This is a genomic window from Photobacterium gaetbulicola (assembly GCF_003025515.1).
In the GTDB taxonomy this organism is placed as follows: Bacteria; Pseudomonadota; Gammaproteobacteria; order Enterobacterales; family Vibrionaceae; genus Photobacterium; species Photobacterium gaetbulicola.
Genome location: NZ_PYME01000040.1, coordinates 21,341 through 43,064, shown reverse-complemented (window position 1 = coordinate 43,064; position 21,724 = coordinate 21,341). Strand labels below are relative to the sequence as shown.

General features: G+C 45.1%; 18 protein-coding genes, 2 tRNA genes and 2 pseudogenes. 13 read left to right on the top strand and 9 right to left on the bottom strand.

Annotation, left to right across the window (positions count from 1 at the left end):
* The first annotated feature begins 510 nt into the window (after positions 1–510).
* The 7 genes and pseudogenes from C9J03_RS24290 to C9J03_RS24260 all read left to right on the top strand — a co-directional run bounded on the left by C9J03_RS24290 (position 511) and on the right by C9J03_RS24260 (position 6,405).
* Positions 511–945: a GNAT family N-acetyltransferase gene (locus tag C9J03_RS24290; RefSeq protein WP_044623254.1), complete on the top strand. Its 435-nt coding sequence runs from the start codon at positions 511–513 to the stop codon at positions 943–945.
* Positions 946–1,000: 55 nt separating this feature from the next.
* A complete protein-coding gene (locus tag C9J03_RS24285; protein ID WP_044623255.1) occupies positions 1,001–1,477 on the top strand; it encodes a pyridoxamine 5'-phosphate oxidase family protein in 477 nt (158 codons plus the stop codon).
* Between the two features lie 241 nt (positions 1,478–1,718).
* On the top strand, positions 1,719–2,186 hold the full coding sequence (locus C9J03_RS24280; RefSeq protein ID WP_044623256.1) for a GNAT family N-acetyltransferase: 468 nt from the start codon (positions 1,719–1,721) through the stop codon (positions 2,184–2,186).
* A gap of 90 nt (positions 2,187–2,276) precedes the next feature.
* Positions 2,277–3,086 (top strand): phosphotransferase enzyme family protein, encoded by an 810-nt coding sequence (locus tag C9J03_RS24275; protein WP_044623257.1) that lies wholly within the window; start codon positions 2,277–2,279, stop codon positions 3,084–3,086.
* A gap of 135 nt (positions 3,087–3,221) precedes the next feature.
* Positions 3,222–3,389: pseudogene (locus C9J03_RS24270) on the top strand (PhnA domain-containing protein); the annotation flags it as partial.
* A 112-nt stretch (positions 3,390–3,501) separates the two neighbouring features.
* On the top strand, positions 3,502–4,542 hold the full coding sequence (locus C9J03_RS24265) for an alpha/beta hydrolase fold domain-containing protein (protein WP_052829762.1): 1,041 nt from the start codon (positions 3,502–3,504) through the stop codon (positions 4,540–4,542).
* A gap of 66 nt (positions 4,543–4,608) precedes the next feature.
* Entirely contained in the window at positions 4,609–6,405 is a 1,797-nt protein-coding gene (locus C9J03_RS24260; protein ID WP_082060609.1) for a mechanosensitive ion channel family protein, read from the top strand.
* Positions 6,406–6,489: 84 nt separating this feature from the next.
* On the opposite strand, the gene C9J03_RS24255 is transcribed toward C9J03_RS24260, so the two are convergent.
* The 6 genes from C9J03_RS24255 to C9J03_RS24230 form a co-directional block, all read right to left on the bottom strand.
* A complete protein-coding gene (locus C9J03_RS24255) occupies positions 6,490–7,434 on the bottom strand; it encodes a LysR family transcriptional regulator (protein WP_044623258.1) in 945 nt (314 codons plus the stop codon).
* 264 nt (positions 7,435–7,698) lie between these two features.
* Positions 7,699–8,349 carry a MarC family NAAT transporter gene (locus tag C9J03_RS24250; RefSeq protein ID WP_044623259.1) on the bottom strand — a complete coding sequence of 217 codons (651 nt, stop codon included), beginning with the start codon at positions 8,347–8,349 and terminating at the stop codon, positions 7,699–7,701.
* A 24-nt stretch (positions 8,350–8,373) separates the two neighbouring features.
* Positions 8,374–9,765 (bottom strand): magnesium transporter, encoded by a 1,392-nt coding sequence (locus C9J03_RS24245; protein WP_044623260.1) that lies wholly within the window; start codon positions 9,763–9,765, stop codon positions 8,374–8,376.
* Positions 9,766–9,768: 3 nt separating this feature from the next.
* Entirely contained in the window at positions 9,769–10,443 is a 675-nt protein-coding gene (locus tag C9J03_RS24240; RefSeq protein ID WP_044623261.1) for a DedA family protein, read from the bottom strand.
* 37 nt (positions 10,444–10,480) lie between these two features.
* On the bottom strand, positions 10,481–11,572 hold the full coding sequence (locus C9J03_RS24235) for a calcium:cation antiporter (RefSeq protein ID WP_044623262.1): 1,092 nt from the start codon (positions 11,570–11,572) through the stop codon (positions 10,481–10,483).
* A gap of 118 nt (positions 11,573–11,690) precedes the next feature.
* Positions 11,691–12,647 (bottom strand): DUF2860 family protein, encoded by a 957-nt coding sequence (locus C9J03_RS24230; protein WP_044623263.1) that lies wholly within the window; start codon positions 12,645–12,647, stop codon positions 11,691–11,693.
* Between the two features lie 228 nt (positions 12,648–12,875).
* On the opposite strand from C9J03_RS24230, the pseudogene C9J03_RS24225 reads away from it, so the two are divergent.
* Both C9J03_RS24225 and C9J03_RS24220 read left to right on the top strand, forming a co-directional pair.
* Positions 12,876–13,289: pseudogene (locus C9J03_RS24225) on the top strand (GNAT family N-acetyltransferase).
* Between the two features lie 62 nt (positions 13,290–13,351).
* On the top strand, positions 13,352–13,981 hold the full coding sequence (locus tag C9J03_RS24220) for a LysE family translocator (RefSeq protein ID WP_044623264.1): 630 nt from the start codon (positions 13,352–13,354) through the stop codon (positions 13,979–13,981).
* Between the two features lie 131 nt (positions 13,982–14,112).
* Here the strand turns inward: C9J03_RS24220 and C9J03_RS24215 are convergent, their stop codons facing one another.
* The 3 genes from C9J03_RS24215 to C9J03_RS24205 form a co-directional block, all read right to left on the bottom strand.
* Positions 14,113–15,630, bottom strand: coding sequence for a DUF2235 domain-containing protein (locus C9J03_RS24215; protein ID WP_044623265.1), 1,518 nt, complete (start codon positions 15,628–15,630; stop codon positions 14,113–14,115).
* 178 nt (positions 15,631–15,808) lie between these two features.
* Positions 15,809–15,895, bottom strand: a tRNA-Leu gene (locus C9J03_RS24210).
* A gap of 32 nt (positions 15,896–15,927) precedes the next feature.
* Positions 15,928–16,001 (bottom strand) — tRNA-Gly (locus C9J03_RS24205).
* 340 nt (positions 16,002–16,341) lie between these two features.
* Here C9J03_RS24205 and C9J03_RS24200 point away from each other — a divergent pair.
* The 4 genes from C9J03_RS24200 (at position 16,342) to C9J03_RS24185 (ending at position 21,663) form a co-directional block, all read left to right on the top strand.
* Positions 16,342–16,602, top strand: coding sequence for a hypothetical protein (locus C9J03_RS24200; RefSeq protein ID WP_052829764.1), 261 nt, complete (start codon positions 16,342–16,344; stop codon positions 16,600–16,602).
* A 345-nt stretch (positions 16,603–16,947) separates the two neighbouring features.
* A complete protein-coding gene (locus C9J03_RS24195) occupies positions 16,948–18,363 on the top strand; it encodes an aminotransferase class V-fold PLP-dependent enzyme (protein ID WP_044623266.1) in 1,416 nt (471 codons plus the stop codon).
* Positions 18,364–18,478: 115 nt separating this feature from the next.
* The gene (locus C9J03_RS24190) at positions 18,479–19,363 is read left to right on the top strand and encodes a transporter substrate-binding domain-containing protein (RefSeq protein ID WP_107291760.1); all 885 of its coding nucleotides are present in this window, start codon (positions 18,479–18,481) and stop codon (positions 19,361–19,363) included.
* Complete coding sequence (locus C9J03_RS24185; protein WP_044623268.1) at positions 19,360–21,663, top strand: putative bifunctional diguanylate cyclase/phosphodiesterase; 2,304 nt, start codon at positions 19,360–19,362, stop codon at positions 21,661–21,663. The genes C9J03_RS24190 and C9J03_RS24185 overlap by 4 nt, the downstream gene beginning before the upstream one ends.
* Positions 21,664–21,724 lie beyond the last annotated feature (61 nt).

The window sequence follows — 21,724 nt, the reverse complement described above, 5'->3', positions numbered from 1 at the left end:
CGTGTAGTATCTGAATATCACGCATCTTGTTTTCTTCTTTTTGTTTTTGTGGTGAATTCATTAGATCAGAAGGCAAGGTGCGTGTCTACTTATTGAGCAATAAGGAATTTTTGTGGGGATTCCTGAGGGTATGGCGTTAAGTGCGCTTTACTGGACCGGTGGGCTCACCTGTTGCAGATACAAGGGAAAATAATGGATGAGTTTATTTCTGGGATATTAAGGCAGCTTCTTTCGTTTGTGAGATTTATGTTGGAGCAATGGTAAATTGAAGCATCCTGTTTTCAAACAGGGCGAGTAATCATAGCTGTAGTGACTTTTGGGCATTACCCTCGTTCACCTATTAGCGAAGACACTAGGTTTAAAATCAGCTTTTTGGGGCTTGTTATCATTATTTTTATTTTGCTGGCTATAGTATTTTACAACACAAGTGCATCTTAATCATTGGTATCCTGAAAGATGGCTTCAGGAAATCGGTTTTATTAATAAGATTGGAAAAATTTGGAGAAATGAGTGGTAATAATTCGAGAAATGGACATCTCAGATTATCGAGGTGTCCTCAATCTGTGGACACAATCAGAAGGCATGACTCTCCGTGACGCTGATTCAGAGGAAAATATAACAGCGTACTTAAAACGTAATCAGGGACTGAGCTTTGTTGCTAGCGATAATGATAAAATTGTCGGGGCTGTTCTTGTCGGGACCGATGGTCGAAGAGGCTATTTACAGCACCTTACTGTTTCACCAAGTCATCAATCACAAGGCATAGGACGCCAATTAGTTGAGAGTGTTGTGTCTGCTTTGAGTCGTATCGGAATATCGAAAACCCATCTGTTTGTTCATAGTTGTAATGTAAATGCACAACAATTTTATCTGAATATGGGGTGGTTTCCCCGAGATGAAGTGCGAATGTTTTCGTTCAATTCATCTAAAAATCTAGATGTCTAGTTCGTTCTATGAAAAAGCAATAAAACAATGTGTACTATCAATTAAGGGAATAGTAATGAGTAAATATGAAGATGCAATAAAACTGATGGAAGAGCGTTGCGGTAATGGTAAAGAGGTAATTATGGCGCTCGCGACTATCTCACTAACTGGTAATGCTGTTGGCAGTCCAACGCCTGCTGTGCGAATGGTGTGCGCTTATTATGAAGACGGGGTGTTTTATGTGTCTACAGATGCGACAACAGATAAGATGAGGCAAATTGAGAAGAACAATGAGGTCTCTATAGGAGGGTTAGATTGGTATTCTTTTCAAGGTAAGGCAGAGAATTTAGGCTGGGTCAAAGACGAACACAACGCAGAAATAAGATCAAAGTTTAAGACGGTGTTTGATTGGTTCACTGAGCATGGTGATGAAGAAAACCCCAATTCAATTGTATTGCGCATCACACCGACAAGGGGGACAATTATTGACAACGAGAGAACGTATGGTGAATTGAAGTACGAGATTGATTTCGTAAATAGAGTTGTGCACTAAATTGTTTGAGCATGTCAATTACAGCCAAGCAGTTAACGCATGCTATTTGAAGTTGGATTATGTGTTGCAATAACGCTGGTTTGATTTTGGACTGAGTGTGCGTTATCTGCTGTTTTACTATTACTCTGTTGACTGATTTATAGAAAGATAAATTGTCGTATAAAAAAGCAACCTGTTGGTAAAGTAACAAAGTAATTCGTATCAAGTCATCTATCAGGACTGTTTATTCGAGGAGCAGTAAATGGAGTTATTGAATGCAGAAAAAGAGCATTATCAACAGATCGGACGTTTAGTTAACTCAGCCGAAGAGCTTTACACTATATGTCCAAGTGGTTCGTACCCTTGGGATGAGGAGCAGCTTTCAGAAATAGCAGAGACCAGGCTCAATTTAACCATATGTAGTGTAGAAGGTTGTGTGGCAGCCTTTGGCAACATTTACAATGTCGTACCGGGTGAAAGTGCGTTTATTGGCAATATTATTGTTGGTGATAACTACAAAGGACAAGGTATAGGTAAAAAGCTCATCCAATATTTGTCAGAATTGTGTGAGGAGTCATACGACGCTATACCTCATATATCTGTTTTCGGCTTCAATACCCATGCTCTTTTGCTCTATACCAGATTGGGGTTTGTGCCCTATGCAATTGAAGAGAGGACATCTCTCAACGGTGAAACCGTAGCTTTGATTCACATGCATTTGGACTCCTGAACTGGACAAGCAAATAAAGGTGACGATTTACACACGTCAGCTGCATCGTGAAGGGATCAGAGGACAGTGTCAAAAATGAGAACGTAATAAATGACCGAACAAGGGAATAAAGGCGATGCGTTGCACTCGATGGTACATCGGCTAGAGGATAAGGTCTATCGGCCAAGCGGATTCTGGTCTTATTCTGTTCACCAGCTACTTATTCATTTAAAAAAAGAGAAGTTCGACTCGGCTCCCAGGGCATTGGGGTTTGATACTGAAGGCAATGAGATCCTGTCCTATGTTACGGGTGATGTGTATAACTATCCTTTGGTCGGTGCTATTGCCACCACGGAAGCGCTTTGCACCGCCGCAGAACTGTTACGTGATTATCACGATGCGACAGCATCATTTGTACAAAGTGATCAATTCGGAACTTTGAGATGGCTGTTACCGAACCGTGAGCCCCGTGAAGTTGTCTGCCATGGTGATTATGCACCTTATAATGTGGCACTGAATGGTAGTAAGGTGGTGGGGGTCTTTGATTTCGACACTGCACACCCCGCTCCAAGAGTTTGGGATGTTGCATACGCTGTATACTGCTGGGCACCTTTCAAAACACATTCCGGAGATTCGTTGGGTGACTTAACGGAGCAAACAATGCGCGCAAGATTATTTTGCGATGCTTATGGTTTATCACATGAAGATCGAGTTTGTTTGGTTGAGACCATGATATCTAGGATACAAACATTGGTTGATTTCATGCACGAGCAAGCGGCTGCAGGTCATGAAGGGTTTATTGCCAATCTCAAGGATGGTCATGATGTGACGTACATTGCGGATATTAAGTACTTGAGGTGTCATAAAAAACCAATAACGGATTATTTAATCTTGTCCGCAGACCATTCCACACACAGGTAAACCGCCAGATTAAGGGCGTTAATACCGATCTTAACGGCGAGTTAGTGGGTGGAATATACTCGCTAAGTTATAAGATACCTATGTACCATACACAGCAAACCAATTGAAATAAGTAGTGTTGTATGTCTCTTCCTCCTTGCCCTCAATGTGGATCTGAAGGTGAAAGGTAGTTCTCTGGTACTTAAAATCGGAACAAAAGCCGTTATCCGACGAATAGTCGAAGGAAAAGAACATCAACTGGACTGCAAAGTCGATGGTGCCGGTGAGATGATAGTGACCGCGAAGTTTGTGAAGAAAGCTTAAATACCGTTCACAATTGAATTTCTCTAATTCGTAGATGACTTTAGCAATGTACTAAATAATGACTTCAAAGCGCCAAGGATGGCTTTTATTGCATATAAACTTTGGAGTCTTTATGAAAGCAAAAGCTGTAGGAACATTTATTACTGCATTGGCCCTGAGTATTTCAGCATCTATTGCATCAGCCAATACAGCCCTTCCGGAGCGCTTAATACCGAACCCGGTAGGCGTGTCTGAAGAGTTTGCGAAGTTTGTTGAAAGCAAACAGCCCGCCAAATCGGTTTCATCGCCTCAAACGACGGAGGAGTGGATTGCACTGCAGACGCAATTTGATGCCGCGATGAGCGAGGTTACTCGATTGGGTATGAAGAAACACGGGGTAACGTTTGAAAAGAAAAGCATCGGCGGGGTAGACACTTTTCTTGTAATGCCTAAGAACGTTTCACCCGAGTTTGAAGGAGTGCGCTTTGTTCATATCCATGGTGGAGCCTTTGTTTTCGGTGGTGGCGAAGCTGGTCTAGGCGAAGCTGCATGGATTGCAAATGGTCTTGGTGTTGAAGTGATTTCAATCGATTACCGCCAGCCACCCTTGCATCCGTACCCTGCTGCACTGGAAGATACCGTAGCAGTATGGAAAGAGCTGATCAAAACGCAATCCCCTAATGCAACGGCTCTTTTTGGCTCTTCTGCGGGTGGTAACTTAACGCTTACCACTACGCTGAAACTACAGCAACAAGGTTTGCCAACACCTGGTGTATTGTTTGCCGGCACACCGGCAACGGATCTAAAATATACCTCTGATACTTGGCATACGTTACAAGGGCTTGATCCACTCGGTGCTCGAGAAGGGGTAATTGATGGAACATTTGCTCTCTATTCAAATGGCGCTGATTTGGCACACCCACTGTTGTCGCCAGTTTATGCTGAAATTAAGGATTTTCCGCCAACGATTTTTATTTCAGGCACTCGTGACTTATTGCTCAGTGATACCGTTCGCATGCACAGGGTATTGAGAACCGCTAATATTGAAACCGATCTTCATATATATGATGGGCAGTCGCACGGTGATTACGTGCGGGGCTTAAATTATGATTTTCCAGAATCTGATGATGCTTTGAGGGAAATCCGGATGTTTTTTGACAAGCATTTGAATTAATAACCCTCGCTATTAAAGCGCTCAGATGAGCGCTTTTTTAATGTTTACCTTTATACAGTATTGGATATGAAAATCAGCGCTAAATTAAAGCACCTATTTGTTTTCTATTTGATGACTTTTGGTTTGCACGTTTCCGCGTCTACCGCCTTTACCTTGGCCGATACATCAAGTCCTAAAGCAACACTCGACAGTTTTTTGCTGGCATCAGATATCGTTATTGCTCATTGGCAAGGTGAAACACTTGAGACCCCAGAAGCTCAGCATGCCATTGCTCAGGCAATAAGGACAATGGATATGTCATTGGTCACCAATCGGAATCGTACCGTCGTTGTGATGGAGCGTATTTTGCTGTTGCGCGAAATTTTGGACCGGTTCGAGCTGTCTGTTATAGAGAGTACGCCCGATAACCATCAGATCGGTGACCGTCTATTTTGGCGTTTTGGCCAGTCGGACATAGCCATCACACGGGTAGAAAATGGTGACAAGCAGGGGCAATTTGTATTTGCCGCCACCTCGGTACAGCAACTGCATCGTTGGTATCGAAAGGTGCAGCCTATTCCCTATAGAGATGAGGCTCGAAAAGACTATTACTATGATTTTCTGATAGGTCCTGGCCCATTGTTTTCTAAGAGCCTGGTTTATTCCGGCCCGCCTGAGCTGACCAAGCTTTATGGCTCTCTACCTCTTTGGCAATGGATTGCTCTGCTATTAGTTTTTTTGGTGTGCAAGATACTTATCAAGCTGAGCTTTATTACGGGGCGGTGCTGGAACAACCGCTGGGAGGGGCGGGGGCAGCGTTGGCAGGTTGGTACGCTGCTATCGTTAGTTGTGGCTGGTTTAATTGTCTTGGTTACCCGACGAGTTATTGATGATGGTATTTGGATAACCGGAGGGGTTTATCAATTCCTCTCGACTGCATTCCTTATCTGGCAGTTCATCTTTGTTGCCTGGTTCATCATGGCGCTGTTTAATTATTTTGCTACGGTATACGCTAGCAATAAACATGATGGGAAGCATGTTGACTCATCGTTAATCAGAGTGCTTGCGCGGATTTTTGGCGGCCTTACGATAGCAACATTGGCAATATATGTTGTTGAGTTTATGGGGTTCTCAATTTCTCCTATTTTGGCTGGTCTCGGTGTGGGTGGTTTGGCCGTAGCCCTGGCGATACGGCCTGTATTGGAGAATGTGATTAATGGGTTAACGCTCTACGCTGACGGAGGAATAAAAATTGGCGAGCTGTGCCGTTACGGTGATAAGCTCGGTACGATAGAGAGTATCGGCTTGCGCTCGACCCGGATCAGAACACTGGAGCGCTCATTGATTACTATCCCTAATTCAGAATTTGCGAATATGGAAATTGACAATCTCGAGCGTCGTGATAAGCGTCGAATGGAGCACACTTTTCGGGTAAGAGCCGAGCTAACCGGAGAGCAGTTGAAACTGCTGGTGGTCAATATCCGGAGGGTGTTACTACAACATCCCCAGCTAGAGGAGGAGCCACTTCGAGCTCGGTTCATGGGGGTGGGAGAGTATGCTATTTTGGTTAATGTGCTTGCCTATATTAAGTGTCGTGATCATGACGAATTCATGGCTATCCAAGAAGACGTGCTGTTTATGGTGATGCAGCAGATAGAGAAAGTCGGCGTACAGTTGGCCTTTTCCACCCAGTATCAATTTGCCGGAAAACTGAGCACAGTTGATGACGAGCTTAAAAAGAAAGCGGCCCAAACAGTTCAGAAATGGCATGACACAAATAATTATCCGTTTCCTGATTTTGGCTCTGAATATAAATATGAGATAAAAGATTCGATTATGTATCCCGCAAAAACATCGGCCACACGACTGAATTTTGTGAGTTAACTATGCCGATTACCCGTACGGTAGAGGCGTTAACAATAAACGCAGTTGGAGGAAAGGTCCCTAGCACGTTAGGGACCCATAAAGTTACTTCGTATCAAAGGTGATCTCTGGTTGAGCAACACTGTCGAAAAAGCTTTGCATGGTTTGGTGCAGGAGCTGATAGAGCGGATAACCACGTTTGGTCTGCAAATAACCGCCGTTGATACTTACCGAACGCATTTCTTTGGGGATAGGAGGGAGTGGGTAAGTGCCAATATCGGGATTAAGGGTGGTCATAAGGTTGCTACCGAACATGATTGTGTCGGAGTGCTGAATCTGGCTCAGCAGAACCCTGACGCTGTGGGTGACTAAGGTGCAGTTTGCCTGATACCCCTTGGAGATATAGAGGTCTTCAACTGGAGATCGCTTTGAATTCACCCCATCGATAACCAAACGGGTAATGGGTAAGTGGTGGATTGCCTCCCAATCGCTGGTCTTTGTTAATACCGGGTGATCTTTGCGCGCCACCAAGCATAGTGTGAATTCTTGTAATTTATGCAGATACACTTCTTGCGGTAGCGGAAACGCCCCAAAATGGATCATATAATCGACATTACCGCTGAGCATTTCGGCCAAAGTGTCATCCTGCCAATAAATAAGCTTGAAGTTTGCCTTGGGCAGTACCGTTTTGAGTGCCTGATAAATTCCATCCCCGAGAAGTTCAAGGAAGAAGATATTCATGGCGATGCTGATATTGCCATCAAACTTTTCCGGATCGAAATCTTGATATGACTCCACTACTTTAACCAAGGGGGTGAACATCTCATCGATGGCTTCATCAAGTTTTTCTGCCAACTCCGAAGGTTCAACCCCATGGGCCTTTCTGATAAAAAGCTGCTCGCCGAAAGCCTCTTTTAGTTTTGCCATCCCACGGCTCACACTGGTTTGCGAAATACCAAGCATATCCGCAGCTGCGTGAGTATTGCGCGTTTTCACAACCGCTTGCAGTAGCTTGAGCAAGTTTAAATCTAAGTCACGAAACTCTTTCACTGCACACTCCTGTCTCTGATTGGCATGAGAACGTCCTTCTACTCTTAACTATAAGAATATTTGAAAAAAACGGAGATTCCAATGTTGGCAGAAGGGATGGCTGTAGCGGGAAGAATGGGATGGAGATGAATTTGCCTACCTCGAGGTGCTAGAGACGACTTACCTGTCGCCCCTGCAGTCATGTTGGGGCGACAGGTGTGGATTGATTTTGCAGAAACTATGCTCTACATCGAGAGGTTGCAATTATTGCTAGGTAAGGTAGGCCTATAACAGTTGATGAATTACTTGAACGGTTTCTTCAATGCCAAGAGTAAAGAACTGGACGCCCATACATATCAGCAGGAAGCCCATAATTCGCGTAAAAGCATTGATGCCATTTTGCCCGAGCGCTTTCAGAAGAGGGTATGCCATGCTTAGTGTAAAAGCCGCAATGAGCGAAACAATCATAAAGCCTATCACCACCCCGCTGTAGACGCTCGTCATACTGACATGATTTTCATAGGTGGCGATCTGTGCTGCCAAGCTAATGATCAGTGCCATAGTACCTGGGCCACATAATGACGGAATGGTTAATGGCACCAGTGCGATAGATTCCTGGCCCGGATCATTATTGCTAACTTCAGGGCGGGGGAAGAGCATATTGAAGCCAATTGCAACGATGATGATACCGCCGCCTAAGCGCAGGCTGGGAATTGAGATGTTGAAGAGTTCTAAAACGGATGAACCGATAAAGAAGGTAACACACAGGGCAACGAACAGGTTAATACCGACTGATTTTGCCTGTGTGACGATATATTTCTTGTCTTTGCCTTTGCTTAATCCCAGCAAGACGGTTGCGGCAGCGGGTGGGTTCATCATTGGAAGCAGGCCGATAACGGTCAGAGTCAAATAGGTTAAAAGAGTTTCAAAATGCATGGTTGTCATCCTCAAACGATTAATTTAAAGCAAGAATGTTTGCGCTAGATACAGCACGCTAAAAAAAGAGATGGCATCGGTTAAGGTGGTTAAAACCGGGCTTGAGAGCATTGCAGGGTCGAGATTAATGCGTTTCAGCAGTAATGGTAATGCTCCGCCAATCATAACGGCCAGCATTGATGAAACTGTGTAGGCCGCGCCGATAAGCAAAGGCAGGCCGATGTATTCACTACCGTGATTGAACAAGGTCAGCAATGTGATCACTCCGCCTATAACCAGGCCATTGAGGGCGCCAATAGGGAGCTCTTTTGCAATGACATACAAGCTGTCCTTCGATGAAATGTGGCCGACGGTGAGTTCGCGAATAGATACGGCAACGGCCTGGTTACCTGCGGCTCCGGATAGGTTGGCAACCAAAGGCAAGACAGCCGCCAGCACGGCGATTTGCTCAATGATTGGTTCAAAAGCGGCAATAATCGAAACTGCGGCGTAGCTCAATACTACCGAGGGGAGCAGGAAGGCCAGCCGGCGCAGATTGCGTGAGAGAATTGACATATTGCGAAATTCCTCTCCACCGAATACGCCAGACTGCTCTAGCAGTTGCTGATTGGAGTAATCATATAGCGCCTTGTTTAATTGAGTGGTCCCGATGACCCCGATTTGAAACCCTTGTTCGCTAACAACCGGGATAACGGGGTGCAAGGTGGTATCGAGGATACTTTTCAATGAATGAATATCTTGCTCTGGCAATGCAGCCGGAATAGTTCGGTCAAGATGATTGATGAGTTTTTCATCATAAGTAAGAAGCAGTACATCTCTAATTTTCACGGCGCCAAGGTAGCAGCCCAGGGCATCATGCAAATAGACATAGCGCCACTCCAATAGCTCAGAATCCTGCTCTTCTGTATGGAGCATATTGGCCAAGTCAGCAACACTAGCGTCCTCGCCGAGCTTTAATATTTCGCTTTTACAGATCCCGCCAACAGTGTCGGGTGAATAAAATAATGCGGCATTTTCTTCATTGCGCCAGCTGTCCGGCAAAGCCTGCTTTAATTGAAGCTTTATCTCCGACGGAAGTTCATTGATGAGCCGGCGTCTGTCTGATGAGCGCAAATATCGAAACATGCACACAATGACGTGGGTGGGAAGAAGGCTGACAAGAAGGCGCTGTTCATCTTCCGTAAAAAGATCGAGCAAATTAGCTGCAACTTGGGAGGCGCCTTGGTTAAGTAGAACCCACGTTACGACGCGTTCCTTGTCCGTCAGTTTCCTGAACACAGACGGCAGGACAGTAGGATCCGTGTTTTGAATGCTATCAAGCAGTCTGTCAGTGTCATTTGTCGCAATACAATGAAGAAATTGATCGTATAGCTTCTCGGCCGCCGCTGAATGCAGTGGCGTTGAAATAAGTGCCATAATTTATCCCTTGTGATTAACAGAGTTTGGTGTTCTTCGAGAGTCGTTGAGCGTTATCCTGCGTAACAACAGGGTAATCAATGCCGTAACCAGCAGGAGAAAACTGCTGATTAAGAACCACCGGGTGATTGACTCTTGATAGACAACCAGGTGAGGCTTTTGCATAAACCAACCGCCAATTTTGAGCAGGGTCATGGACCATATTATTGAGCTGGTAACGCTAATTAATACCGTGCGAGTAAAACTCAATTGGGTCGCGCCCATTAACAGCGGGGTTATTACCCGCATGTACGGCATAAAGAGGGAGACGAAAAGAAGGAGAGATCCATATTTATCCAGGAACATTTTTACTCTAGATAGGGAATTCGCTGGCAGGGGCTTTGGGGCCCGGCTTATAAGCTTGCTGTTAAGCAGCCAATATCCTTGAAGATAAGCGAATAAGGTACCTAGAGAGCTGGCAGTTGTTAAAAGGGCCACCGCACTGTAAAAGTCAACCGCTCCTGTGCTAACCAGACCACCAACGAAGAGTCCCAAGCCTACTCCTGGGAGCGGTAAAAGCACAAAACTGGACTCTATAAATAACACCATTCCAAGTAGTAATAACAAGATGTTTATTGGGTTGACTACCTGCAGAGAATCAAAATCTTGTAGCCAGATAGCTGTGATTATTTGTTGCATAATAGAGTCCTGAGCTCGCGCTGGTGAACGAGGTCGCTCAATCAAACATCAAGATGAGATAAGCGAAGAAGAGGATGAGGTGAGTTGCGCCGTTGAGTGAGTTAGTTCTTCCGCTGCTGAAACTGACACTGGTCATCAATAGGGTGGCTACCAGCAGAACCATCTCAGCCGGCTCCAACCCTAGACGTATCGGCTCATTGATTATGGTTGAAATCAATAGTACTGCCGGGACGGTCAGGGCAATGCTTGCCAACACCGAGCCAAAGAATAGGTTCATGGCACGTTGGAGGTGGTTGCTAACTGCGGCCTTAATTGCCCCTACAGCTTCTGGAGCCAAGATGATCAAGGCAACGACCAAGCCGCCCAGTGCAGCTGGCGCACCAAGCTCGGTTATTCCGTCATTAATCGGAATGGCTAAGCTTTTAGCCAGCAAAATAACGACAACCAGGTAGCCTACCAGCATGATGGTATGGTAGGTACCGCTTTGCGGTGGGTACTGGCTATCACGATTATCATTGCGATCGGCATCGATGAAAAAGTGGGTATGGCTTCGCGTTTGAATAAATAGGAATAATGCGTATAAGGCAATTGAGGCAAGAACCAGAGTCCAGGTTAGAATTGCCGACATGTTGCCAAATGCGTCCATGCTGGTGAAATTTGGCAGGACCAAGCTCAGCATTGCCAGTGGAATTATCGCTACCAGGTAAGCTTTTAACCCCTCGAGATTGTATGTTTGGGTATGGTACTTCATCCCACCAATCAGAAGCGTAATACCGACAAAGCCATTTAGAACGGCCATGACAACAGCAAACATGGTATCTCTAGCCAGTACCGGGTTTGATTCGCCAGTAAGCATGACCGAGGAGATCATAATCACTTCAAGCAAGATGACTGACAAGGTTAGTATCAGGGTGCCAAAGGGGTCCCCGAGCTTAATTGCAAGCACATCTGAGTGGCGGACAACGGCAAAGATCGTTGTCATGGCCACATAAAATAAAATACCTGTTGTGAGCATATATGGCGCTGGGGATAACCCATTACTTAGCAGCTCATCACCGATGAGCTGGAAAAAAATAATGGCAAGAATACCAACAGGCATGGTGTATTCCTGCTTGAGAAGCTTGAACATATTGAGACGTTTGAATTATTCCTAATGGCTCGTTATGGTCCTTTAACGAGGATTTGGTCACTGAAATTCTACCTGTTCCTTTGTGGTAGTACTGATGGCAGTGAGCAACTGCTTTTAATTAAAATTGGTAATTGAGGCCCACAGTCATTAGAAAATTATTGTTTTTATAAAAGTCGATATTCGAGCTTGTTACCGTGCTGCCAGCGAGTGAGGTAACGCTCCAGTTGTCCCAGCCTGGAATGTCTTTGTACTCGTAAGCCAAAAACAAACGCATCACATCATCATTACGCAGTGTGTCAAAAAGAGGGTTTACTGCATCAAATTGACGGTAAGCATAACTTCCCGTTAGCGCTAAAGAGTAAGCGGACGAATGAAGGAAGTAAGTCATCTCAACCTTATACTTGTTGTATGAAGCGGCTTTACCCTCTGCGTTATGATCGGTGTAGCTGAACGCTGTGATTAATCCTGAACGCTGATCGAGCATGGAAAGGTGCTGGCCTTTTAGATAGAAAGTTGCACTGTCACGGAATAAGGTGCTTTCCGTAATTTGCTCATCATCAATTGTTGCAGTGGCGTATGCCATATCAAGCGATACGCCGGTATTAAGCAGGTTCGATAACTTCAAACGGAATGCATTGCCGTCGATATCCGTAGTTTGCCTTTCTTCACTGGTTAAGTACGGGTTAGCCCATACCTCGTCTGGCAGTACGGTTGGAAGGTAAGCAATATCTAGCTGTGTGCCGTTGGTGAAGTTATATTGATAGCCAAGCTCGAATGCCAGGGTGCCGACGGCGAGGTCATCGCGAGATGTACCAAGATAAACAGCATGAGTATGGTTGCTATCTAAGGCATAACGAATATTCCCCAGTGGTGCTGCGAAATAGTTATTGGTATGAGATACCCGATCATCTAGGCTGCTTAGCGTTTTATCGCCGTTTGGATTCAAGTTTGAGTTTGAGGTCGCATAACCCGTATTGATTGAGATGTCGCCGTTGATGCGTGAGTTGTCAAGCGCGTAGGCAGATGTCGTAAAGCCAGCAAACAATGCAATGACAAAGATATTTCGGTTTCTCATTTAAATTCCGCTCAGTATATTTACCCAACTGACTTGGAGTCACGTGGGTATAAAGGGCTTCTTTCCTGAATCAGTCGTCCTTTTGATGTCGGTAGAATAGGTTTATGTATGTGCCAAAACCATGGGTTAGAGAAATTCATATTTGTCGCTAGGTTATTTTATGTTAATAGTGGTGGACGTTTTGCGAGAAGCATAAATTGGCTGTGATGGTTAAATAGGCGGTATGGGATGCGAGATAATATTGAAACGGAAAGGTTGATATTAAGACCGTTTCGGATTGGAGACTACAAGCGAGTAGCCGCCCTCGCAGGAAATAAACTGATTGCTGAAATGACCGCCAATATTCCTCATCCTTACGAGTTAGAAATGGCCGTTAGCTGGATTCAGTCTCATGAAACACAATTTATTGAAAAAAAAGGATTGTTTATGCAATCACGGAAAAGGGCAATGACGATATCATTGGCGCTGTCAGTTTTCCTAATTTTGAAGATAGCGTAGGGCCGTTAGGGTACTGGTTAGATGTCGAAGTCTGTGATTATGAAATTGGGCCTGAGCTATATTGAAAATAGGACCATTCATATACAGGGCCGGGAACGAGAAGTCTGTTTTTACGAATCACTATTATGTCAAGAGAACCGGTAGCAACGGGAATTACCCTAAGCCGTCATAGCGGGTAATTGCGACACGGGAAAAGGAGTTTCCATATGGTAGGTGAAGTCTGGGTATATTATGTGCTGGCCGTGTTGGTGCTTACTGCCTCACCAGGACCGAGTTCGTTATTATGCATGACGAGAGGAGTCACAAGTGGCTGGATGGTCGGTGCTTATACCGCGCTAGGCAGCCTTACGGCGATAACTTTAATATTGACCCTGTCGTTTACTGGGTTAGGTGTGATTATCGCGTCTTCAGAAGTTATCTTTAGTCTCATCAAATGGGTAGGCGCGGGCTACTTAGTTTATCTCGGTATAAAGGCGCTAGTATCCAAGCAAGACAGTTACTCAGAGCTGGAGGCGGGCACCGTCTCAAGTTGCAGATTCCCTCATCACTTTGCTAGTGGCTTTATTGTCGGTGCCAGTAATCCCAAAGCGATTTTATTCTTTACCGCTCTTTTTCCTCAGTTCATCAATCCATCAGAAGATCTGTTTTTGCAATATGCCGTCTTTGCTTCGACATTTGTTGTTTTGGAGTTTTCTTGGCTTCTGTTCTATGCCTATTTGGGGGCGAAATCATCTAGTTGGATATTTGCCTCTGGTAGGGCTAGGTTATTTAACCGGTTAACTGGCGGTGTCTTTATCGGGGCCGGTGCCTGGCTATCGACGGCAAGCCGTGCCTAGAAGTTGTAATGTGGCAGATGTGGGGTGAAAGGGCGCAGTTTGCGCCCTCTATAAAAAACAAGCAAACTTAAGATTAAGCGCTGTATATGTTACTTGGTTTTCTGAGAATTATGCCTTTTCCAGTTTAATGATTAATACTCTTCCACTTTCAGTGTTACGTATCCGCGGTTGTTACCGTAGAATCCCCATGCGTCATTTGGGTAGCAATATAGGTAGCCTGACTTTTTCACAGTGATAGTGGTACCTTCCCCTATCGAAAACTCTCTGAGTGGGCTATGTGTACCATCGGTATTTGGGTTACCACCATTGGCAATTGCTCCCATCAAACAGAAGTAGGGGGCATCTTCATTTCGTTTGGTTAACATGAAGTTTGCATCAGGTTTGTCCAGTAACCTTTTGTAGGCTTTTTCTAGTACGCCTAATGCTTCGCTGGCTAGATGGGCCAGTTCGCCAAAGTAAAACTTCCCGTCATTGGTTCCGGCTGGACCGCAAGAGATATTTTTATCCACCCACTGTCCCCGGGCAGTAAAGCGATAGGATTTGCCCTCCTCAAGGTAGATGCCTGTCCATGACCACGGATGTTTGGCGTAGATATCCAGTGTTACCGGGCTGCCGGGCGAAATCGGGCGGGTGGTGCGGTAAGATCCCTGCTTGCGCGGAGGGTTTTCACGCCTTGATAGTGCTGATTCATGGAAGCTGGCTGCTTGTTGATCAAAACACGGAATGTTTCTAGGCGCTGTGACCAGGACCTTCATCATGCCGACATGGGAATTGTGTAGTTCATCGGCGGGATTAGGTATCACTTGCGCGATCATATTGCTGTGCCATTGCAGATCGGTTGCGACTTTTTGCAGCTCATCGATCATCCATATCAGAGCGATATTAGATAGCCCGTCTTCTTTATACCCACCACCAATATCGCTGTGTACGCCAGGGAACCATAGCTGGCTCATGGAAGGGTGAGGATCAGCTACATCATCTTTCCATAACGTTGGGGTGAAGCTACCACGTTGCTCATCGATCGCAACAGCATGGCGGGCGTGTGCAACATTGTGGCTGAGTTTGACATCATGGAATTGATATTTTTTGGGGTTATCAAAAAGATTTGCAATTGCTTTGTCGTCCGGGATCCCCAGTGCGCCAACGGTATCCCAAACGCCCAGGAAGAAGACCTTATCTGAGTGGGGCAGAAATTCAATGTCGTGATGAGCTCTTAAAAAAATCGCGGACTCTTTGTTTCTGTATCCCTCCTTGTATATGGTTTTAATGATTTCATCCCAATCGGACTCGCTGTGGCGGTGCAGGGCTACGATGCCGAGCTGGCAGATTATCCCCGCAAGACTTCGAGCGGTATATGCACCTCGGCTAAACCCGGTTAATACGATTTTATCTCCGGGCTTATATTTGTCAGCAATCCATTGGTAACAGTCACGAATGTCTTCGGAAATACCAAAACCGAAGATTCCGCCGGTAATTTTATCGAGGCCGCCATCGGTGCCCACACCTGCTTGGTAGCGCGTATATTGGGTATCGGGTATCTCCGGGATAAAGTCGAAAAATTGCTTTACGTTAGTTGGAGACAACACGTCACCGTCCCTGTTGTCTGGATCGTTCCAGGTTCCATCACAGCAGACAATTAAATAAGCCATCACACCCTCCTTGTATAGGTTGTTGAGTGTACAAAAAGCTTAGTGGTCAGGATGTGCAACCTGTGTGATATTGCTCCAAGATATTTCCAGCAAGGATTGATAAAAATCAAAAGGCAGCAAAGTAGAGGGTGATGTTAAAGCTGAGAGCAAAAAAGAGGGATTTACCGATAAGTAAGATTGGTGCGGAGGGAGGGACTTGAACCCTCACGTCCTTGCGGACACTAGCACCTGAAGCTAGCGCGTCTACCAATTCCGCCACCACCGCATGTCATCTTACTTCACAGTGTCAAATTGATTTGGAGCGAACAACGGGAATCGAACCCGTGTCATCAGCTTGGGAAGCTGAGGTAATACCATTATACGATGCTCGCCTAGCATTTTACATAGTTACTATAAAAGTCTAGTCAACTAAGTCACTGATTACAAAGCAACGATAAGCCCGCGCAGCTTTTCTCGCAATGCTAAATGAACATTTTTGCTGGCTTTGTCACATTTTAAGTCAGGATGCAGGATTAATTGCTTGTTTAATAAGCAAATATTACGTTCTTCACCGTCTGATTTGTACGGCCTAACTTGTCGGGATTCCTCTCGGTATATACTTATAGCCAAGTTACCTCAAGGTCTAGGATTCAGAGGGCTGACACCCTCCCGAAGGTCTCTGTATCTTGAACTTGCTTGGGGATAATCATAATGATCTCTTGGAGCTTGTGTATGACGTATCGTTTTTTAACTCGTTCGCGAGTGGGGGTAGTGTTGTTGTTTGGCAGTGTCCTATTTGTTGGCTGCAATGATTCTTCCGAGTCGGTTGTGGGGGCTGATGAGGATGAGCATGGTTGTAAGAGCTCTGCAGGATATGTCTGGTGTGCAAAAACCGCTCAGTGCGAAAGACCGTGGGAATTGGCTGAACGCGAAGGGATAGACAGCACAGAAGAGGCCTTTGAAGCTTATTGCGATACTGATGATAAAAACTAGTACTTTACCCTGCTATATAGTTTACATCCTTTAGAAACGCCCAAAAGAATGGGCGTTTTATGTGCAGGGTGCTGACCAGAAAGGCCCGGTACATAGCTCTATACTACATAAATTATGTCTTTCAGGTTTTTATAGTCTAATTATTTATACAGCTGTGCAGAAAATTGAACACAGCCATCATGGTATGGCTTTTTAGTAAAATGACGGATTGTATTTGCACAGGGATAGTTTGATATTGCTCGGTATTTCAGAAAAGAATAATTACAATTGGTAATGTTTTGTGATTTTATTGACAGGATTGTAAATTGTTCTCGACAAAATTGTGCGTGGCACAGGGAGATATTAATGAGTCATTCAGATACTGATCTGACAAATTACAAGCGCAGACAATTTTTGAAAACCACCACCGGGCTTGCCGTTGCAGGGGTTGGCAGTACGCTTTTTAGCGGACAGGCAAGCGCTACTGAAGAAACCACTGACTGGTCTTCGTTTCACTCTGGTGGTAACGAGGCTGATTTTTGGCGGGAAGTGAGGCGTCAGTTCATCCTTGACGATAACTCGACCTACATGAATATAGGGACAACGGGGTCGATGCCTAAGCCGGTGCTGCAGGCCTATGATAAGAATAACAGGACTGTGGCTAAACACCCCTGGGATATGGACGGTAAGTTTGGTGGTTGGCCGTATGTTTCAGAAATGGTGGAAAGTATCGCCGCAGGTTTCGGTGCTGATCCGCACGAGATAATCTTAAGTCGTAACACCACAGACGGCATGTGCTCGATTATCAACGGCCTTCATTTTGAGCCGGGTGATGTGATTCTGACAACCCATCATGAACACGTTGCAGCCACGTCTCCGTTGAATGTTGTCAAGCAGCGTTATGGCGTAGAGGTGGTTGAGGTTGAGTTGCCGGCATACACAGGCACTGAAACCGTTTCAGATCAGGATTATGTTAGGGCGTTCAGAAAAGCACTTAATGCGTACAGCAATGTAAGGCTGATTGTTTTCTCTCACATCACTTACAAGACCGGTACACGCCTTCCGGCCAAGAAAATTTGCAAGCTGGCGAAAAAATATGCGGTGCCGACGCTGGTGGATGGTGCACATACCATTGGGATGCTGGATCTCGACTTCCATGATATTGATTGTGACTTTTATGCGGGCTCAGGCCATAAGTGGCAGTGTGGTCCCGGAGCAACGGGAATTTTGTATGTGAGGGATAATGCGACAAGGCTGGATGAATATTGGCCAAACCGTGACAATCCACTTTGGTATGTTAATTCCTCGCTTTCCCATGCCGGCTACCTCGGTACTCAATTGCAGATGCAGTATATCGGTAATGATAATTATCCGGCCAAACAAGCGTTGGCGGACAGCTGCAAAATGTGGGACGAAATTGGTCGTCGTCGTATTGAGTCTCGCGTGTTGTACTTAAGTAAGATATGCAAAAGCCAACTCTCCGATGCTTTACCCCAGGCTCTCATTTTCTCTCCGGATGTCGAAGGGCTAGACAGTGGCTTAACGACTTTTAATCCGTTTCCGTTAGATGTGAATAACGGTGATCGCTTGACTTTGTTCAGGGACAGGCTGCGCGAAGAGTATGGTTACATTATCAGGACGACCAACTTCAAGCTGTATCTAGATGATGATGAGGCGACCCAGGCGTTGCGGATTTCGACCCACTTATTCCATGACGAGAAAGACGTAAAGGGGCTGGTCAAGGCGATTAAGCACTTATACAAAGATATGATTCAGGCTTAAGCTCAAACGCCCAGTTCGCTGGGCGTTTTTTTGTACTTCACGGGTGAAAGGATGGGGTTTCATGACAAAGGCGAAGCACTATTTACGCTGCTTGCTTGTAGCAACAGCTACAACGATGGGAGCGATGCTGAGCTCATTGGCTTTGGCCGGTGATCTGGCTGAAATCAAAGAGCGGGGCGTAATACGACACATTGGCGTTCCGTATGCAAACTTCGTTTCTTATATTAAAACGGATGATTTTGAATCACTTAGCGGCTTAGATGTCGAGATCGTAAAAGGGTTTGCTGACTTCCTTGGGGTCAAATATGAGTATGTGCCCGCACAATGGAATGATGTGGTCGGAAAGTTGACCGGCCAAGATGCCCTTTATTTGAATAACAGGATAGAGCTTGGCGAAAAGGGATCCATTCAAGGCGATATTATTGCTAACGGGGCGACAGTATTAGACTGGCGCGAAGAGTTGGTGGATTTTTCTGTTGATTACTTTCCTTCAGCGGTTTGGCTGGTGGCTAGGGCGGATTCGTCATTAACGCCCATCAAGCCAACTGGCGATATAAACAAAGATATTAATATCGTTAAGGACTTGATTGACGATAAAGATGTGCTGGCGATGGAACATTCTTGTTTAGACCCGAATTTATATAATTTATACGAGACAGGGGCAAATATCATTCTTCCTGAACCTGGTCGAAAGTTAAATGAAATGGTTCCGGCCATTTTAAATAATGATGCCGAAACGACACTATTGGATGTCGCTGATACTTTAATTGCGCTTGAAAAGTGGCCTGGGGATATCAAAGTTATTGGACCAATATCACAAGATCAAAGAATGGCTGCAGCATTTAGGAAAAATAGTCCTGAATTACGCCATGCATTTAATGAATATTTAACTAAGATTAGAAATGATGGTACTTATCATAAACTTATAGAAAGGCACTATCCATCGGTGTTTTATTATTATGGCGACTACTTTAGAAAAAGCAATGAAGCTGATTTATGAATAAACGGATACAAAAACTGTCAAGTAGTAATCTGATCATTATCGCTGCAGTCTTGCTAGCGGCATATTTGATGTTGATTTTGGCGGTTACCAACCTCGGTCAAACAAGACTCAATGAGTCTCAGCACCGTGAATTGACGCTCAAAGTACAAAGCTATGCCAGCATGCTTGAGTATTTTTTCAGCGTTACCAGCGAGGAAGTGTCTGATTTAACGACAGACCGAGCCATGACGACCTTCTTTGCTAACTTGGCGTCGGGAATGTCGATGGAGTATGGGCTTGGCGCAAGTTTGATGAAACTTGATTATGAATTAAATAAATTGGTCAAAACCAAGTTGGTCAATAAGATACCAGTATATGAGCGCTTTATATTGGCTGGCTACGATGGGGACGTGATTGTCGATACGGCTGAAAATATTCAATTGCAGGTTGATGTTGACAGGCTGCAAAACTCAGCAGAAGGAACGCATGTAATACATAGTCGCAAGGAACAAAATAACCCCCGCATTGAAATATACCAACCTGTGTACTATTCAGGCAGGCCTGTTGCCTACCTGATTGCCGATATTAATATTTTAGTTATTATTGAGCAACTTACTGCGCAAGAATATGAAGGAAGCCAAAGCCGTATGCTTCTTTCTTCTGCGTCTGATGATATTTTGGTGTGGAACTCAATTAGCGAAGAAAATATTGAGCAGTCGAATATTATTTTTTTCGAGTTACCTATCGAAAACACGCCTTACCAACTAAAAGGGTGGTTTTCCCCGGTCAATGATAAAGATATTTTTACGTCTGGATGGTTTGTTGCAGGCATTTCTTTCCTTGCTGTACCTGTTATCGTGGGGTTGTTTTACACGTTTAATATAAATAACGCGAATGTGATTTTAAGAACAAAGTTTGAAGAATCTCATAAACAGCAGCGGGTGCTTGCTGTGAAGAACGAGAGATTAGTAGAAGAAATTGACCTGAGAAAGGCGTCCGAACAGAAATTAGCTTACCAAGCGACTCATGATGCTCTCACGGGGCTTCCCAACCGCAAGTATGGCAATGAGCAATTAGAGCGGATTGTTGCGGATGCAATCGAGAATGACAGCAAGGTGCTCGTCATGTTCATTGACCTCGATAATTTCAAACAAATCAATGATACATTGGGGCACTTGGCCGGTGACTCTATTTTGATAGAGAGCAGCCAGCGTCTGCTGTCGGCGATTGAAGATTCAAGTGTCTTGGCCCGTTTGGGAGGAGATGAGTTCCTACTGATTATTCCTAATCTTAGCGACGAGAACTATGCTCAAGCATTATCATCGATAATTCTGTCGTTGTTTGATCATCCTTTCACCTGGAAGAATCAAGAGTTCTTCATCACCGCCAGTATCGGCATGTCAATTTACCCGCAAGACGGTACCAATACCCACCAATTGCTGGCCGCTGCCGATACGGCAATGTATTGGGTGAAGCAGGATGGCCGTAATGCCTATCGGTTTTACGAAACCAGTATGATGACAGATGCCCTACGGACGTTGGATCTGGACGGACGGCTTCGCCAGGCTATCAATAATGACGATATCGTCATGTATTATCAGCCCATCTTTGATTTGGCAACGAATCGGATCGTTGGGGCGGAAGCCCTCATGCGCTGGCATGACGACAAACTTGGCTTTATCTCACCGGAAGAATTCATTCCATTGGCAGAAAAGAATGGTCTGATCCACCGGCTGGGTGAGATTGCGATCTCCCAGGCTTGTCAACAAGCGGCTCGCTGGCAGAGTATTATGCCAATGAAGATCTCGATTAACTTTTCTAGCGTACAGTTCAGGTACTGCGACAAGCTGTTTTCTCAACTCAAACAAGGGCTAATAGCCTCGGGATTGCCTGCCAATCGATTGGATATTGAAGTGACGGAGAGTCTGCTGTTCAGCCATACCCAAGAGGTTGTCACCTTGCTTAATGCATTACGGGACGAAGGGGTCGAGCTAACGATTGATGACTTTGGTACAGGGTACTCTGCATTAAGCTACTTGCAAAAGTTTCCATTCGACAAGCTCAAGATAGATCGATCTTTTTTGATCGACATTGATCAGAACGAGCCGAACCGCGAACTGGTAAGTGCCATCATTGCAATGGCCAAAGCGTTAAATATTCAAGTGGTTGCGGAAGGGGTTGAAACAAAGTGGCATACCGACTTTTTAATTCAGAACGGGTGTGACTACGGTCAGGGCTATTACTACAGCAAGCCTTTGCCTGCAGACGTATTCGAACGTCTTCTTTATAAGTCTAGGGTTCCGCAGTCAGTGGCCTGAGGCGGGCGCCAAACTGTCGGTTCTAATCACAATCAACGCAGGTCAACTGAGGTTATAACTG